The following is a 14,915-nucleotide window of genomic DNA, read 5'->3' on the forward strand; positions in this document are numbered from 1 at the left end:
TGGAGCAAGGATGACCCGCAGTGCACGAACAACGGTGGTGCATGGCGCGGCAGTTGCCGCACTCTGCACCGCATTCCTCTCAGGGTGTGCCGGTGGCCCGGCGATCGCGGACCTGAACCTTCCGGCGAAGGACCGGGCGAGCTGGGTCATGCCACTCGACGACTACTACTTCCCGTCCTCAAGCCAGATCGAATCCTACGCGGAGAACCTGCTCGTCTCCGAGTGCATGCGGGAGGCGGGCTTCCAATGGCCGATCATGCCGGAGTCGCTGGAGGATGCGGACTATGAGGGCATGATGTCCATTCTCACTCTTGAGGTGGCGCAGACGTGGGGGTATCACGAGGCGCCTTCAGCTGAGCGTGCGGCGCGCATCGAGAACTTCACAAAGATGAACACGCTGGCGCAGTCTCAGCCGGGATTCGACACGGTGATCACCCCGTGCGTTCACGGGGTGAGGGCCGAGCATTCGGTATTAGGCGGCGTATCCAAGTCGGTGAATTTCATTGCGCCGAGCTACTGGCAGACCGCGGAGGATGCCGCCACCACCGACACTGTGAAGGCGGCCGCGGACGCCTGGCGCGACTGCCTGGACAAGGCCGGCTACGGCGGTGCTCCGGACAGCCCTCTGGATGGGATGCCGACTGAGGAGATGCGCGTTCAGCTCGGGATCCCCGGTTACGCGCCCGGCGTGGATGGTCCGCCCGAGCCGCCGCTGACCGAGATGGAGATCGCGCTCGCGACCGCCGATGTTCAGTGCCGGGAGTCGAGCGGCTGGACGCAGGCCCAGTACGACGCCCAGTGGGACCGCCAGGTCGAATTCATCCGCGACAACGCCGACCGGCTGAGCAGCGATCGCGAGACGTGGCTGAAGGACCGGCAGGTGCTGCTCGAACTGATCGCGAAGCACGCTCCGGCGCAACGATGAGCAGGCGCGTCTGGCTGACCGCATTCGGGGTCGCCACCACAGGTGTGCTGGTGGCCGGCGGGTGGTTCGCGGCACAGGCGTTCACCTCTCCCGCGCAGTGGGAGGCGCAGGCCATGCCGCCGGCTGTGGAACCCGTGCTCGCGGAAGTGCAGCGCGGAGATCTCATCGCGACCCGGACCCTGCCGGGGGTGATCGCGGCGCAGACGGAGGAGTCCGTCATGCTCGCTGCAGTGACGGACGCCGCACGCAGCGTGGTCACCGACAGCCCCCTGTCTCCGGGCGAGAGCCTCGCAGCGGGCGCACTGGCGGCGTGGGTGAATGGCTCACCGGTGTTCGCGATCGCGTCTCCATTCCCCTTCTACCGTGACCTTGGCGTCGGCGACGCCGGACCCGACGTTCGCGTGCTGCAAGACAACCTCACCCATCTCGGGCTGTTGAGCGGCGCGGATGGCAAGTTCGGGCAGGCGACCGCGAAGGCCGTCGCGAAGCTGTATCTCGGGGTAGGCGGGGCCGCCCCGCACCGCACGCTTGACATCGCGACTCCTGCACCGGAAACGACAACGACAACGATCACGGAAGCGCCCATCGCACCGGCGTTAGCACCGGCACCGGCATCCGAGCACCCGTACCTGCCGCTGTCGGCGGTCGCGGCGTTCACATCCCTGCCCGCTCAAATTGTCGCGGTGCCGCCGGTTGGTGCCGATGTGACCGCGGGCGCGAGCATCGGGGTTGTCTCCACGCGGAATGTCGTGCGGGTGGGCGTTACGCCGGATGCGGCATCCGCTCTCCTTCTCGGTGCGGCGGTCACTTTCACGGTGGCCGGGCAGCCTGCCGTAGCCGGAGTTGTCGATCGGGTCTTCGAGGCGACGGCCGATGAGGTCGGGGTCGGTGCCGGCGGTGAGCCGATGAAGTGGGCTGACATCCTCCCGGCCGGCGAGGACGAGCTGGCGGCGGTGGGCACGGCGGTGAGCGTCGTGGTCGAAACGCGGCAGATCGCGGCGGGCGCGCTGCTGGTGCCAACGGTTGCGGTGGCGCAACACGACGGCACCGACGGAATCGTGCTGCGCCGGGAAGATGATGGCACGTTCCTGGAGGTGCCGGTGAGTGTTCTCGGCTCGGATGGCGGGCGATCTGCGGTCGCGGGTGAGCTGCAGCCTGGAGATCGGGTGCGGGTGGACTGATGCCGCTCATCGAACTGGTCGGGGTGTCCCGCGTGTATGGCACCGCTGAGGCTCCCGTGCATGCTCTCGTCGACGTGGACCTGCGAGTGGATCCCGGCGAGTTCCTCGCCATCGTCGGACCCTCCGGCGGCGGCAAGTCCACCCTGCTGTCAATCATCGGCGCCCTGGATACGCCGACCTCAGGCAAGTATCTGCTCGATGGGGTCGCGGTTCCGCGTCAAGAAGGCCGCGAACTTGCGGCGCTGCGATCCGAAACGTTCGGCTACATCTTTCAAAGCTTTCACCTGCTCGATCAGCGCCCGGCCACCGACAGCGTTGAACTGGGGATGCTCTACCAGGGGGTAGGCGCGAAGGACCGCGCCGCCCGCGCGGCCGAGGCGACGGAGCACATCGGCATGCGGGACCGCCTCGGTGCCCGAGCCGCCCTGCTGTCCGGCGGCCAACGCCAGCGGCTCGCCATCGCTCGCGCGATCGCGTCCCGCGCACCGGTGCTGCTCGCTGACGAACCCACCGGCAACCTGGATTCCGCCACCGGCGCGCGGGTCATGGCGGAACTCACCCGACTGCACCGACAAGGCGTCACCGTGATCGTTGTCACTCACGACTCCGAGGTTGCTGCCGCCGCGTCGCGCGTGGTGCGGATCGCCGATGGGCGACTCACCGAGGAGCGGCAACAGGCCAGCGAGCCTTCGACCCGCAGCGGGCCGACCGCGCAAGCTGCCTCCGCGCCCATTCGCCACCGGGTCCGTTTCGGCGACCTGCTTGCCGACGCCCTCGCATCACTTCGTTCCAGAACCCGGCAGTCCCTCGCGCTCGCGGGCACGGTGGCCTTGGCCGTCGCGCTGCTGGTCACGACGCTGGGTCTGGATGCCTCAACCCGCGCCCAGGTGACCTCAACCTTCGACGCCCACGCCAATCGGGAAGTCAGTGCCCAATGGGAACCAGAAGATGCGACATCCGACACACCTGCCCCGGCAGAGGCGGTGACCGCAGCCAGCTCCCTCGCCGGCGTCGAGTCTGCGGCCGTGGTCTCGGGCTACCTCGAAAGCGCTATCAGCAACGGAACGACCACGCGCACCGCACAGGTCCACGAAGCGGGCGGCGACCTTGCTTCGGCGCTGCGCGCTGACCTCAGCTGGGCGCGCGGCGAGGGTGCCGGGTTGCCCAGAGCCGGCGAGGCGTTGGTTGGAGCATCCCTCGCCGCCCAGCTGGAGCTCGGCCCGCTGATTGCACGCCCGCAGATTGCGATCGCCGGCACCACGTTCACCGTGGTGGGCATCATCGACACCTCGAACCGTGCGCCAATGCTTGCCGGCGGTGTCGTGCTCGGCGACGGGCAGGCGCCCGCTGAGTTGACCGCGCAGAGTCGCACCCTGTTCATCCGCACGGTCGCGGGCGCCGCGCTGCAGGTCGGACGACAACTCCCGGTCGCTCTGGATCCGCACGCACCGGACGCGTACGTCGTGCAGGCGCCCACCGATCCGACCATGTTGCGTGCCGAGGTGCAATCCGGAGTGCGAGTCGCGCTGCTGGCGTTCACCGGGTTGGCGGCGATGATCGCGGTGCTGACCCTGATCAACGCGATCGGCTCGGCGATCACCGCGCGCCGTGCCGAGCTGGGGCTGCGGCGCGCGCTCGGCGCACGCAGAGCCGATCTGATCGGGCTGGTCGTCGCCGAATCGGCCATGCTCGGCGCGGCCGGCGGTGTCCTCGGGCTTGCCGCGGGCTTCGCCGGGATCCTCGGATTCACGGTCGCGAACCGGTGGCTACCGGTCTTCGACGTGGCGTTGGCCCCGCTCGCGGTGGTCGCGGGCGTCACGATCGGCGCGCTGGCCTCGATCGTCGGTGCCGCGCGGGCCAGCCGAGTTCATCCGGCGGAGGCGCTGCGGCAATGATGCACACCGCGACCGACAGGCGCGCCGATGTCAGGATTCGGCGCCACCAACAACCTAGTCTGATGAGATCGGCGCGCATCCGCGCCGGCGGGGAGGGGACCGCGTGGACGACAGGCGTGCCGCGTTCGAAACACTCTTCGCCGAGCACCATCCCGCCGTTCTCCGTTACATCGAACGTCGCGTCGACCAACGCGAGCAAGCGCGCGAACTCGCCATGGACTGCTTCGAAGTCGCGTGGAAGCGCTTCGACCCAAAGCATCCGTTCGGCCTACCCTGGCTGCTACGCACCGCGCACAACATCGTCGGCGACTCCTACCGGCGCCGCGACCGCGAACGCGTCGGCCTGGCGCACCTCGCCGACATCGAGCGCCTCGGCCCCGAAACCGGGTCACACGACCACGTCGAACTCGCAATCGCAATGGACCAGCTGCGCGAGCCGGACCGCGAGCTGCTCATGCTCGTGTACTGGGACGGGCTGTCGGCCGCCGAAACGGCACAGGTCATCGGATGTCGCGTACCCACGGTGTGGAAACGCCTCAGCCGCGCACGGGACGCGTTGCGCGCACTACTCGACGATGACGCAACACTCCCACAGGAGGTGAATGAACTTGCGCTGGACCGATGACCGCCTCGCCGAAGGACTGAAGTCGCTCGACCCGGCACACACAGCACCCGACTCGGCGACGACCTCGACAGACTGGGCGCAGCTACGAACCATGATGGCCACGGACAGCCGCCGGGCCCGCCCACCGGCGCTGCTCCGGCTTCGCACGCTCTGGGCACTTCCGATTGCTGCCGCCCTCGTCACCGTGGCCGTGGTGACCGGCTCAATCACCACCCCACCGGCCTACGCTCAAACCCCACCACCGCTGGCCCCGCAACCCGTCGCCGAATCTCTCAACGAAGTCGTCGACGCGTCAGTGCAAGTCTTGCTCACGGCACCGCAGCAGGCGGCCAGGCGAGAGGGACAGGTCGTTCGGTGGCGGCATAGTCAGGATGCCGAGGGCGAGCCGGTCTTCATTCCCCAGCGGTACGCCTGGGAATGGGACGAGAATGGCGCCGCGTCGGTGCTGATCACCGCGGAGCAACCGTACTCCGTGCTGGCCGACGGGCAGATCACCGAGCCCGCTGGCCCCGCACCGACCGCCGGCACGCGAGTGAGCACGGCAGCGGAAGACGAGTATTTCGGCGGATTCCCTACTGCACCCCCCGCCGACACTGCGGGACTGGTCGCCGCGCTTCGCGAGAAGATCCCGCTGCGCGACGACGCGGACGCCATGGAGTATTGGGGCGCCTTCCGAATGCTCCTGAGCGAATGGACGCTCACACCCGCCCATCACGCCGCAATGCTGCAGATCCTCGAACAATCCGGCGGACTGGAACTGCTCGGCACTGTCACCGATCGACTCGGTCGCGACGGCATCGCCCTCCGGCTCACATCATCGACCCGCACAGCGTTTGAAGTCACAGTCATTATCGACGCAGCCACCCGACAGATCATCGCCTCGGACGTCATCTACACCGGCGGACTAGGCGTCCTCGATGAGCCCGCCGGCAGCGTCGTCGAATACTCAGCGTGGCCCCATGTTAGGAACTGATTTCCGCGTTGAGAACGCGATCAAAGTCTTAGCCGAGTAGTTACGTAGGCAAGACGTAGACCATGAGTGGCTGCCTCGAAGAATAGCGCCCGTTGAGGGTCCGTTTATTGGTCAACTCGCTGCGATGAACTCTTCGGAGATTTCTTCCTCTTGATAGTGGAGGCTACGACTGCACTCACCCCTGCGAGGACAGCTAGCAGGAGACTTAGCACCAGCGCGAAGACGTGTCCTCCGTTGGTTCCCGAGTCTCCGTTGACGAGCGGGATGATCTGGGTCGCGGCAACAGCTAACCAGAGCACCACCATTGCCACGTTGAGGGCGACGTAGTGCTTCCTAACCCACAAAACCATTCGTCCGTCAGCCATGTTGTCAATCTAGCCCCGGCCGCTACATAACGCGGGGGTGCGTCCGATTGCCCGTTTCTCGTTCCAATGCGGGCCCGACGCTCGGCGTCGCGGAGAGTGGTCGGTCGGCTCGCAGAACGCGTCCGTTCAACGTCCGGTTTAGGGCCGGCTGGAGGCGGCATACGATGGCCGGGGCGACCACTTCGTACATCCGCGAAATTCGGTTCCGCTACTACTGCACGGTGATTGGCGGATTCACCTCGCTGACCCCAGCGGGCAGGAAGAATGGGTGCCCGTATGCGTGGTGCAATCCCCGCAACTCGACGGACCCGTCCATGTTTGCCAGGCTCGAATCTAGTAAAGCTCTAGCGCTTCTCTCGGCCTCCTGATAAGCACGGGTTACGCGACGGAAGGTGTTGTTCTTGGCGCTCCCACCCTGATCCTCGGCGCTAGGCGCCCTCGCAGCAGTTCGTTTCGCCATTTGACGCGTTCCTGGTTTATCGAATTGGAGACGCAATAAATAAGTGCTGACCGTTCCTAACTTCGTGCACGCGATAAGCCGAGACTGGAGTACTCACGGATGACCGAATCGGAAGAACCGAGCAGGGGCCGCATCATCATGTTATGGCTCGGGACTGTTACGTTCGGGGTGAGCGGTGTCCTAAGCGGAATGGAATTGGCCCGGGATCCAGCGAACGATGGCGAATGGTTCGCGTTCATCCTTGTCACTCTCTGCTTTCTCCTGAGCCTGACAATCGCCATTCTCACCCAGCGCCGGTACAAAGATCGTTAGCAGAAGGCTCTGGCGTGGTGCCCGTTCAGGGTCCGGACAATGAGCGGCGGCTATGCGACCGCCCCGCCGGTATGTCGTTATGCATTGGCAGCGATGGTGTGGGCGATACCGTCACTCCTCGGATCAGCTCGGCCCGTTCAAGGCGCGTGGCCTTCCAGCTCAGGATCCATTTGGAAGGGTCTACCAGTCTGAAAGTTGACTTGCATTTCCCCACGTTCAGCACGTTTGATGTTCTCTTCCATGTTCGCCACGCGCGCGGCCCAGTCCCGCCCGTCTGTCACGCCACCTGAGAGCAGCAAGTTCCGCTTGGCAACGAGCGCGTCCACCTCGTCGAACAATCGAGCGTTGGCCTGCCAACACCTCTCAATGAAGCTGGTCGTCAGGCTGTGCATTGCATTCAGATAGGGGTTGAGGAGCGGTGAGAGGTGAATTTGGCTGCCGCTTAGTTTGATGAACGACCGCACCGGCGCCTGCCATTCAATCTTCAGCAGTTCGTCAGTGGCCAGGAGGACCTTGGCTGTGATCGTGTCGCCATTCTGTTCTGCAGTGAACTCCCACGGGGCGACGACATAGTGCAGAACGTAAGTACGGAGCTTTGCTAGGAACAAGGCTGCTGGAACGGTTGCAGTCATGGATCGCAGAAGGTCCGCGTGCTCCGTTTGGATTTCGTCGGCTTGCGACTTCAGCACGATGCGGGTGTGATCGATGAGAGCGCCTAGTCCGGCAACGTAGGCGACGGTGGCTTGGTCAAGAGCGGTAGTTATGGCCGCACGCTGAGATGTGTCACCCACGTTCCGTATGACCAGTTCGGTAATTGTCGGCTCGTGAGTTTCACACTTCTCAAGGAGTCGGCCGAGGCCGACGGAGAAGCCTGCCCACGCCGTGAAGATCCTTTCGAGGTCTCTTAGCCGGAGCGCGAGCTTCTGGCCCGGGTGGTCCTGGATGGCAACCTCGACCGCGAGGATCTCCGCCGCGTGCGGATGCTCCCTGGACCAGCTTTCGGGTAACTCCGACGTATTGTCACCGTTGGTCATGAACCAAGTATCCGGAGATTTCCTTCTTCCTGCCGCTCGACTGGCTCCCCGGCGTGCAGACATACGCCGTTCGCCGAGGGCCCGTTGAGGGTCCCGTCAGCGCTAATCGGGGCTGGGGTTTCGGGCCCCACCAGCGCGTAGTGACTCGACGGCAGCGCAACTCATGAGTTGCTTTCACAAGAGCTGGTGGACCCAAACGGGCGGAGGCTATGGTTGCTTCATGGAGGTCATTCGATGGGTCCTATAGCGTCAGCGGACCTCATGTGGAGCGCCATCTTGGTCCTCTACCTAGCCGCTCTAGCCGCCGCTCTAGCGGACATTTCTCGTGATCCTCGACTCACTCCGGCCATGCGCATGTTTTGGGTTGCGGTTGCGCTTCTTCTGCCAGTGATCGGCGTCGTCGCGTGGGTGATTGTCCGTCCGTCACCCGTCATCCGTCACGCGCGTGCATCACGCTGGGGTGCCGAACCACCAACCGAATCCGGTCCGAGTAGCGGAACTCGGCAAGCCAATCGCGTGAACTAGATGTGGCCAGGTTTGTAGGCAAGAGGGAAGGCCGCCTACCGTCTCTTCGTTTGGGGCTCGCTCTCCGTTGCGCTCTTGGGCTCGCGCAGCAGTTGCTCAATACCAGGCCCCTGTTGGACCCGCAACGCAACGATGCGCTGCGGCGGATGAACGTCGGCGACCTCGACCTCCACTTCGAAGCGGAGCGCTAGCTGGTCACGCCAGGTGCGGGGCGCCGTTTGAGTTGCGGTGAGGGTCCGCGTACTGGGGCGCCTGGATCCTCGCACTAGACCACGTGCCAGTATGAGGACATGCATCGGCTGGCGACCCTTCGTGATTTGGCCGCCGTCCACGACGTTGAGCGAGCAGCGGGGCAGAGGTTCCGGACGGTCGGCATGTATGAGGTTGCGGATGACGATCCAATCAGCACTACCGATTTCGAGGGCTATCTCCTGCACGATGATGCTTGGGTAACAGTGGTGGATGGCTCGGTTGTCGCCTACTTGCTCGTCGAGCCGATCGACGACGCACTGCACGTCGAGCAAGTAACCGTGCATCCGCTGCATGCACGCCAAGGCTTCGGTTCACGGCTACTTGATTTAGCAGGTCAGCATGCGGCGGACAGGTCGTTACGCGGACTAACACTGACCACCTTCCGAGACGTGCCGTGGAACGCGCCTTACTATGCGCGCCTCGGCTTTGCCGAGATCGCCCGCGAACAATGGGGGCCAGATCTTCACCGAAAAGTGGAGCAGGAGGCGACGCTTGGTCTGAGCCGATGGCCTCGCGTCGTTATGGGACGGCCCGTGTAATGGCAGGTCCTCAGCGATCGGGGAGCAGCGGCGGAGCGCCCCGCACTGTCCGCGCGCACTTGCTTTTCGGCGCTCAGATCGGGATCACAGGGATCAGCGTCCGTGCAGTTGCCTTTGGACTGTTCGATACACGGTGGACCGCGCCACATTGAACAGCTCCGCCAGTTCTGCTGTCGTATGCGTTCCAGCGTTGTACACCTCCATCAGATGCTTCTGCTGCGGAATCGAGAGCTTGGGTTGTTTGCCACGAAGCCGACCTTTCGCCTTGGCGACTTGCATTCCCTCTCGGGTGCGTGCCCGGATGAGATCGGATTCAAACTCGGCGACCATCGCTAAGACGTTGAAGAGCAGCCGGCCCACCGGATCGTTCGGGTCATGCACGGAGCCGCCGATGCTCAGCTTGACGTCTTTCGCGGTGAGCTCGTCAACGATGTCCTTGGCGTCCCGCAGCGATCGGGCGAGGCGGTCGAGTTTCGCGACGACCAGGGTGTCGCCGCTCCGACAGGCCGCCAGCGCTTCACGCAATCCGGGTCGTGCTCTGTTGGTACCGGTGAGTCCATGATCGGTGTAGATCAGGTTCGGGTGCACACCCAAGTGTTCGAGGGCGTTTTGTTGGGCGGTCAGATCTTGTTCGTTCGTGGACACGCGTGCGTATCCGATGAGTAGTTCATTCATCCACAGACGGTCGTGCGGTTCCCTGAACCGGTCAAGGCGGGCCCTTTCAACGTCGGGGTAACGCGAACTCCGAGGCGCTCCGTCCATGGGACCGGTCGGTTGCGCCTCGTGCGCATAGGGTGACCTCATGCGTCTGCGGCCCGCTCAATTGCTTACCGGCCCCCGCGGCAGGCGCCTGTGTCTTGAATTCGCGCTGCGGCGATGGGACAACAAGAGCGTGGCCGCTGATGAGATTCGTCAAGCAGTGTTCTATGCCGCCTACGATGCCGACCCCGGCCGTGGTGCCTCAGTTGTTCTCTTCGGAGCGGGTGCGGACCAGCGTCCGCTGCCGCACCCTTCGCCGGAAGACGTTGGGCAGCTTCTTGAGTCCGTCCCGCTTGCGGAGCCCGACGAACGTGCCCTGTGGTTCTCGCTGGCGGCAGCGGTGGACAGTGCACGCTACTGGCAGGAGCCCGACGGCGAAGACATTCTCGCCAGCACGCCGGAGGTTGGCGCGTCGCTCGGCCGCGTGGCCGCTGCGATCACGGAGTCACCGTGCGCAACCCGATGGGTGGAGTCCATGGACCGCCTGCGGCAGTGGACAGTCACCTTTGCTGGCACGACAGGCGGCAGTTCGTCGACAGCGAGAACTGCCCGAGAAACGCTCGATCGGTGGCGTTCCCTAATGCTCGTCGAAGAGAGCAACGCGAGTCGCGAGCGACCCGCAGACCCCTCCGCCATGGTGAGCGGGCCCTGGTGGTCGATACCGCCTTCGGTATTGACGCGCACAACACGGTCCCTCCGAGGGCGGGGTCCCGTGGGCTTGTGGCTGGTTGAAGACCGATTCGACTGGACCGCTGCCACCACGGAACAAGTCCCCATCCCCGCTGACGCGCGAATTTACGAGATCGATGGTCCTCAAGCATGGGTGGATCTGTGCCGGCGGTATCCGTTGGATGTCACGGCATCCCGACGACATGACTGGTACCGCACCACGGGCCGGAACGGTCGCTGGCTCGTCCCTGATTGGTCGCGTGTCCAACATGACCACGACGCGGTTCATCTCTCGGTCGGCGGCTACCTGGCCACGGCTGGCCTAGCTCTACCCGTTGCAGATGATTGGGCGACGGTGCTCGCTGGGTGGGACCCCGACCAGACCTACTGGCTCCGAGACGTCACTCCAGACACGTCGACCCATCAAGAATGGAAATACGACGGCGAAGACGGGAACTGGACACCCTCGAACAGCCGGTAGGAGTCCCGCGGTCGCGCCAACCTCCGGCGAATTTGTTCAGCGGGTATGGAACATCGTGCCCGTTCAGCGTCCCCTTCGCAACAGTCGCGGCACGGAAGGTTTGTCTTAGCAGAATGTTCGGGCCAGCAACTTCACAACGTCCAGGAACCCGTTCTCATGACGGGCTCACCTGTTATCGTCCGCCTGTGACCAACGAGCTGTTTGGCCAGCTACCTGCCGACGCGCCAGCGAAGCCGCCGGTGAGCGCGGTGCAGCTGGCAACGATCGCCGGGCTTTGTCACAGTTGTGATCGCCGTGACTCCCGTTGTCGGTGACTTAGTGCTCGACACCCTGTTCCCACAGCGACCGCTGATCGGGGCCATGCAGGGGCTCGTGGACGGAACGCCAGGCGTGGCTGAGACACGCGGCCGCTGACGTGTCGCCGCACTAGCCGTGACCTTAATCGAAGGCAGCGGCGATCCGTCGAGCAGTTCAAAACTCCTCGGGCACCACGCTTTGACCGGCGATTGCGACATAACTTTCGAGCGCTCCCTCGCCGGCGATCGCGGTGGCGCATTCCTCCGACCCTCCCACGAAAGCGCTTAGCGCGTAAATGTCATTTCCAACGCACCAAGCACGGTCGGCAGGAACCCACCAGAGGGGGAGACGTTTGAAGGGTGGTTCCTCTACAGATGCGAGGACGTCATCGAGCGTTCCCCGCACCACATACAGATTTCTATCGTTTGGTCCGGAAATGAGCGCAGAGGAGCGGTAGACATCCTTCAAACCTGCATAACCCTCCCAAGCCATGAAGTAGACCTCATCGGGGGTTGTGGTGAAGTCTCTGAGCACCCTCGCGAGCGCCGCCGCGACGTCGGCGTCAAGCCCACCCATTTCCGGAGTCCCATATCGGCCTTCGACATCCGGCCTGTGGGCGCGGATGTCGGGCCACTGCGTTTGCGCGTCGACGCGAAAATCGTCGCCGGCGCACGCCTGCCAGCGAAACGCACCTTGGTCTGACCGCGCTGGGTTCAGCACGCGCCGATACGCGGCAGCGCCAGGTAACCATTCCGCCAACGCAGGCTCCTCCGTCGGAGGCGTCGTCGCGCCCCAAAGATCGATTGGGGTGGCGGTCACACGGAGAACCATGCGGAAACCCTACAACGACGCCTTTTCACCTGACGAGGCCATCCATCGGAAATGTAGTCAAGGGCACAGACTGATGAGCGGCGAACACTAGCTAAATGCTCTGGAGTCACTTAACCTGAAACATAATGTGAGAGTTATCCAGTTGAGGCATTGGTTCCTCTGTGCTTCCGGCTTTCAAAGGAGTCGATGTGAGGTTGCGGCTGTCCGTTGCGGTCTGCATCGTGCTGTGCCTAGGAGCGACGGGATGTGCCGCTTACGCGGAGGCGCACAGTGCCCCGCATCCAACGTCAGGCGCGCACGCAAGCGATCTGCTCAGATCATGCCTGGCTGATCGGGGTTGGTCCGCCGAGGTTGACCCGGCAGACGGCGGCATCGTTTCCGAGTATCCGACCAGTCAAGCCGACCTTTACATCGAGGATACCAATGAGTGCTCAACCGAAATTGGCATGGATAACCTGCCCGCATTGACTGACAACGATTATGAAGAGCTATACGCCCAAGTGACCGAGTCTGTCGAGTGCTTGGAGAGTTTCGGATTCGACGTCCCGGCGGCGCCGAGTCTTCAAACCTATGTCGACTCGAAAGCTCAGTGGTCCGCATTTACGTTTCTCCCCAAAGGCATGAGCCCCGACAGGTTCAACGAAGTGACCGTGGCGTGCCCACAGCCGCAAGTTTGGTGACACTGGCGTGCACCCAAAGCTGAGGCGCTTAGGGTCCGCCGAACGGTCCAGTATCGGGCTCAGGCGATCGCCGTGGCGCCTCAGGCGGGCAGTTCGATCTCCGCTTCCTTAGGTCCGCCACACTGTTCGGTTCCACCGATGCGAACCCAGTCGGCGTCGATGGCGCCTTCTGCGATCACTCCGCCGACCGTGTCAGCCAGTCGGTATCCGACGACCGATTGGCCGTCGAGGAATTCCGCGCTCCAACCTGTAACACCGTCTCCGGTGAGGGTAAGCACGCCGGTATCTTCAACGATCGGCTCCGCCGTTGTGCGCGTTGGCTGCACCTCGACGGGCGCCATCGGCGGTCCCGGCGTGCAACTCGCACCTTCACACAGTTGAAGCTCGACGCCCGTCCTCGGTTCGGCCAACGTGATCTTCGCCGCGTTTGGGTAACCAACGGCCGGGCATGCGAATCCTGCCACCTGGCCTGGAGGCATGCACGCTGTGAGACCCACGCACGACAGTACGAGGACCCCAGCGACCGAGAGTTTCCGCATAGGCAGACACTAACCCAGGCGAAGTTGCCCGGCAGGAATCGTTGCCGATCGGTGACCGGCCGCGGTCACCCACAGTGCGATACGGCGAGGCGAGAGTCGCAGGCCGTCCGTCACTCGGTCACGCCCAGCCCGCTCCGGTTCTGCGCGAGGCCTATTCGCTTCCGCCGTCAAGTTACCGAAGCGTCTTCAGTCGTTGTGTCGCTCCGCTGGCCACCGGCCGGAGCTGTCCTCGTACGGGGAACTGCCAACGCTTCTTCCCGCAAAAACGCATCGCTGCCGCGACGATGAAAAGGCACGCGGATGCCGTCATCCATACAGCCCCGCGATCATGGGAAACGGTCACGTGCGTCGGGCTGGCGGGATCCCCGACCGGGTAGCTGCAAACGAGTTGCGGCGGCAACGCGGTCACTTCGGCCTTGACGGCCAATTCCGCGCTCTCGCTGATGATGGTGCCTTCTGGCAGCGGGTAGCGCTGACACGTTGACGAACCGTCCCGCTCCGAGAACGCAAGCTGCCACACGACCGGGATCAGAAATAGGACCGCAGCCAAGACAGCGACTCTGCTTAGCCGGCGAAGATTCGGCTTTCTATGCATCTCGTCCCTTGATCCGCGGCTAGATCGCGCCTCGCGCCCAATAATCCACTCGGCTGTCGTGCGAGTGCAGTCTGATCTGAGCTGGCCTATCCAGTCAAGGCCGAAGCACTATGAGTGACGGGCCTATCCGAGCAGAAACCATCCGCTTTGTTCCGCCTTCCCTCGGGTGCCCGTCGAGGGTCCCGCGTGGGGCGCGCGTGCGTTCTGTCTGTCTGTCTGTCTGCCCGAATCTGTTGCCCGATCACCCGTTCCGAATTTGTTCTTGCCGAGAGTCCGCTGCCCGACCGTCTGAGCTGGAGCGTCCCGGGCCTTGACGAGTGCGCGCGCTTCTACTCGAACTGGTCGACGCTGATGACGGTGTCACCGGTCGCAATGTCGAGTATCGGTTGGGGACTTTCGGACTGCAACCGAGTGCAATCAGGAATTGTCGCGTGTCTGGACCGGGAGATCGGTGTACCGGACGGTCGTGAGCGGCGATATCCAATCTGTGGCGTGTCCGTGAAGGGTATCCACGGTGAGCGTCCCGATCACCGCAGCGTCGTGCTTGTGGCGGCAGATGAGGATTAGGCGGTCCTTTTCTGCGTCAGCTGAGACGGGTCGGTAGTCGTCCCTCGTTCTGCCCCAGATGGGCAGCTCCAATGGAAACAGCAGCTTTACAGATTCGTGAGCTGGAAATATTGGATAAGTCGCGGCAAACGTGTCGATCTCGCCGGTTCTCAGGGTCTGCGCGCTGGCGTCGTAGCTACGCAGTTCGTCTGTCTCAATGTTTCGCGTTGACCACGCACCGCGTCTGGGCCAAACCTCAAACTCATATCGGCTCGTGGCTTGATCGGTACCCATGCAGAGCGCGGTCCCCTTCACCCACGCCCGTTTGTTATCGAGAAGCGCGAGGAGCGCGTCGGCGACGGATGCTGGTGTGGACTCCATGCGCTGAAGGCTATCGTGCCCGGTTCACCGATCAGCCTGTGCAGGCAAGAT

General features: G+C 63.9%; 16 protein-coding genes. 9 read left to right on the forward strand and 7 right to left on the reverse strand.

What is annotated here, in order from left to right:
- The first annotated feature begins 10 nt into the window (after window positions 1-10).
- The 5 genes from HCT51_RS17800 to HCT51_RS17820 all read left to right on the forward strand — a co-directional run bounded on the left by HCT51_RS17800 (window position 11) and on the right by HCT51_RS17820 (window position 5,599).
- Entirely contained in the window at window positions 11-925 is a 915-nt protein-coding gene (locus HCT51_RS17800; protein WP_166880175.1) for a hypothetical protein, read from the forward strand.
- Window positions 922-2,106: a peptidoglycan-binding domain-containing protein gene (locus HCT51_RS17805; RefSeq protein WP_166880172.1), complete on the forward strand. Its 1,185-nt coding sequence runs from the start codon at window positions 922-924 to the stop codon at window positions 2,104-2,106. Before HCT51_RS17800 ends, HCT51_RS17805 begins: the two co-directional genes overlap by 4 nt.
- Window positions 2,106-4,001, forward strand: coding sequence for an ABC transporter ATP-binding protein/permease (locus HCT51_RS17810; RefSeq protein ID WP_166880170.1), 1,896 nt, complete (start codon window positions 2,106-2,108; stop codon window positions 3,999-4,001). Before HCT51_RS17805 ends, HCT51_RS17810 begins: the two co-directional genes overlap by 1 nt.
- Window positions 4,002-4,104: 103 nt before the next feature.
- The gene (locus HCT51_RS17815) at window positions 4,105-4,626 is read left to right on the forward strand and encodes an RNA polymerase sigma factor (protein WP_166880158.1); all 522 of its coding nucleotides are present in this window, start codon (window positions 4,105-4,107) and stop codon (window positions 4,624-4,626) included.
- Complete coding sequence (locus HCT51_RS17820) at window positions 4,604-5,599, forward strand: hypothetical protein (protein ID WP_166880155.1); 996 nt, start codon at window positions 4,604-4,606, stop codon at window positions 5,597-5,599. Before HCT51_RS17815 ends, HCT51_RS17820 begins: the two co-directional genes overlap by 23 nt.
- 104 nt (window positions 5,600-5,703) lie before the next feature.
- Here the strand turns inward: HCT51_RS17820 and HCT51_RS17825 are convergent, their stop codons facing one another.
- Both HCT51_RS17825 and HCT51_RS17830 read right to left on the reverse strand, forming a co-directional pair.
- Window positions 5,704-5,964, reverse strand: coding sequence for a hypothetical protein (locus HCT51_RS17825; protein ID WP_166880153.1), 261 nt, complete (start codon window positions 5,962-5,964; stop codon window positions 5,704-5,706).
- A gap of 909 nt (window positions 5,965-6,873) precedes the next feature.
- A complete protein-coding gene (locus tag HCT51_RS17830; RefSeq protein ID WP_166880150.1) occupies window positions 6,874-7,770 on the reverse strand; it encodes a hypothetical protein in 897 nt (298 codons plus the stop codon).
- Between the two features lie 261 nt (window positions 7,771-8,031).
- Between HCT51_RS17830 and HCT51_RS19060 the strand changes: the two genes are divergently transcribed.
- Together HCT51_RS19060 and HCT51_RS17840 are read left to right on the forward strand one after the other, a co-directional pair.
- Complete coding sequence (locus tag HCT51_RS19060) at window positions 8,032-8,295, forward strand: PLD nuclease N-terminal domain-containing protein (protein WP_191413673.1); 264 nt, start codon at window positions 8,032-8,034, stop codon at window positions 8,293-8,295.
- Between the two features lie 290 nt (window positions 8,296-8,585).
- Window positions 8,586-9,086 (forward strand): GNAT family N-acetyltransferase, encoded by a 501-nt coding sequence (locus tag HCT51_RS17840; RefSeq protein WP_166880146.1) that lies wholly within the window; start codon window positions 8,586-8,588, stop codon window positions 9,084-9,086.
- 93 nt (window positions 9,087-9,179) lie between these two features.
- On the opposite strand, the gene HCT51_RS17845 is transcribed toward HCT51_RS17840, so the two are convergent.
- Window positions 9,180-9,761: a recombinase family protein gene (locus HCT51_RS17845; RefSeq protein ID WP_166880143.1), complete on the reverse strand. Its 582-nt coding sequence runs from the start codon at window positions 9,759-9,761 to the stop codon at window positions 9,180-9,182.
- 127 nt (window positions 9,762-9,888) lie between these two features.
- Between HCT51_RS17845 and HCT51_RS17850 the strand changes: the two genes are divergently transcribed.
- Window positions 9,889-10,995, forward strand: a complete 1,107-nt coding sequence (locus HCT51_RS17850) for a hypothetical protein (RefSeq protein ID WP_166880140.1) — start codon at window positions 9,889-9,891, stop codon at window positions 10,993-10,995.
- A gap of 471 nt (window positions 10,996-11,466) precedes the next feature.
- Here HCT51_RS17850 and HCT51_RS17855 read toward each other — a convergent pair whose 3' ends face one another.
- Window positions 11,467-12,123, reverse strand: a complete 657-nt coding sequence (locus HCT51_RS17855) for a hypothetical protein (protein ID WP_166880138.1) — start codon at window positions 12,121-12,123, stop codon at window positions 11,467-11,469.
- A gap of 188 nt (window positions 12,124-12,311) precedes the next feature.
- Here HCT51_RS17855 and HCT51_RS17860 point away from each other — a divergent pair, with 188 nt between their 5' ends.
- Entirely contained in the window at window positions 12,312-12,803 is a 492-nt protein-coding gene (locus HCT51_RS17860; protein ID WP_166880136.1) for a hypothetical protein, read from the forward strand.
- An 80-nt stretch (window positions 12,804-12,883) separates the two neighbouring features.
- On the opposite strand, the gene HCT51_RS17865 is transcribed toward HCT51_RS17860, so the two are convergent.
- The 3 genes from HCT51_RS17865 to HCT51_RS17875 all read right to left on the reverse strand — a co-directional run bounded on the left by HCT51_RS17865 (window position 12,884) and on the right by HCT51_RS17875 (window position 14,864).
- On the reverse strand, window positions 12,884-13,081 hold the full coding sequence (locus tag HCT51_RS17865; protein WP_166880133.1) for a hypothetical protein: 198 nt from the start codon (window positions 13,079-13,081) through the stop codon (window positions 12,884-12,886).
- Between the two features lie 433 nt (window positions 13,082-13,514).
- Window positions 13,515-13,892, reverse strand: a complete 378-nt coding sequence (locus HCT51_RS17870) for a hypothetical protein (RefSeq protein ID WP_166880130.1) — start codon at window positions 13,890-13,892, stop codon at window positions 13,515-13,517.
- A gap of 462 nt (window positions 13,893-14,354) precedes the next feature.
- Entirely contained in the window at window positions 14,355-14,864 is a 510-nt protein-coding gene (locus HCT51_RS17875; RefSeq protein ID WP_166880128.1) for a hypothetical protein, read from the reverse strand.
- Between the last annotated feature and the right edge of the window lie 51 nt (window positions 14,865-14,915).

Origin of the sequence: Salinibacterium sp. ZJ450 (assembly GCF_011751885.2) — a bacterium.
Classification (GTDB): Bacteria; Actinomycetota; Actinomycetes; order Actinomycetales; family Microbacteriaceae; genus Ruicaihuangia.

Bases quoted from the DNA above. Each gene is read 5' to 3' on its own strand.
- HCT51_RS17820 (WP_166880155.1), top strand. From the start codon at position 4,604: ATGAACTTGCGCTGGACCGATGACCGCCTCGCCGAAGGACTGAAGTCG.
- HCT51_RS17850 (WP_166880140.1), top strand. From the start codon at position 9,889: ATGCGTCTGCGGCCCGCTCAATTGCTTACCGGCCCCCGCGGCAGGCGC.
- HCT51_RS17875 (WP_166880128.1), bottom strand. From the start codon at position 14,864: ATGGAGTCCACACCAGCATCCGTCGCCGACGCGCTCCTCGCGCTTCTC.
- HCT51_RS17830 (WP_166880150.1), bottom strand. From the start codon at position 7,770: ATGACCAACGGTGACAATACGTCGGAGTTACCCGAAAGCTGGTCCAGG.
- HCT51_RS17810 (WP_166880170.1), top strand. From the start codon at position 2,106: ATGCCGCTCATCGAACTGGTCGGGGTGTCCCGCGTGTATGGCACCGCT.
- HCT51_RS17800 (WP_166880175.1), top strand. From the start codon at position 11: ATGACCCGCAGTGCACGAACAACGGTGGTGCATGGCGCGGCAGTTGCC.
- HCT51_RS19060 (WP_191413673.1), top strand. From the start codon at position 8,032: ATGTGGAGCGCCATCTTGGTCCTCTACCTAGCCGCTCTAGCCGCCGCT.
- HCT51_RS17825 (WP_166880153.1), bottom strand. From the start codon at position 5,964: ATGGCTGACGGACGAATGGTTTTGTGGGTTAGGAAGCACTACGTCGCC.
- HCT51_RS17805 (WP_166880172.1), top strand. From the start codon at position 922: ATGAGCAGGCGCGTCTGGCTGACCGCATTCGGGGTCGCCACCACAGGT.
- HCT51_RS17840 (WP_166880146.1), top strand. From the start codon at position 8,586: ATGCATCGGCTGGCGACCCTTCGTGATTTGGCCGCCGTCCACGACGTT.
- HCT51_RS17855 (WP_166880138.1), bottom strand. From the start codon at position 12,123: ATGGTTCTCCGTGTGACCGCCACCCCAATCGATCTTTGGGGCGCGACG.
- HCT51_RS17845 (WP_166880143.1), bottom strand. From the start codon at position 9,761: ATGAATGAACTACTCATCGGATACGCACGCGTGTCCACGAACGAACAA.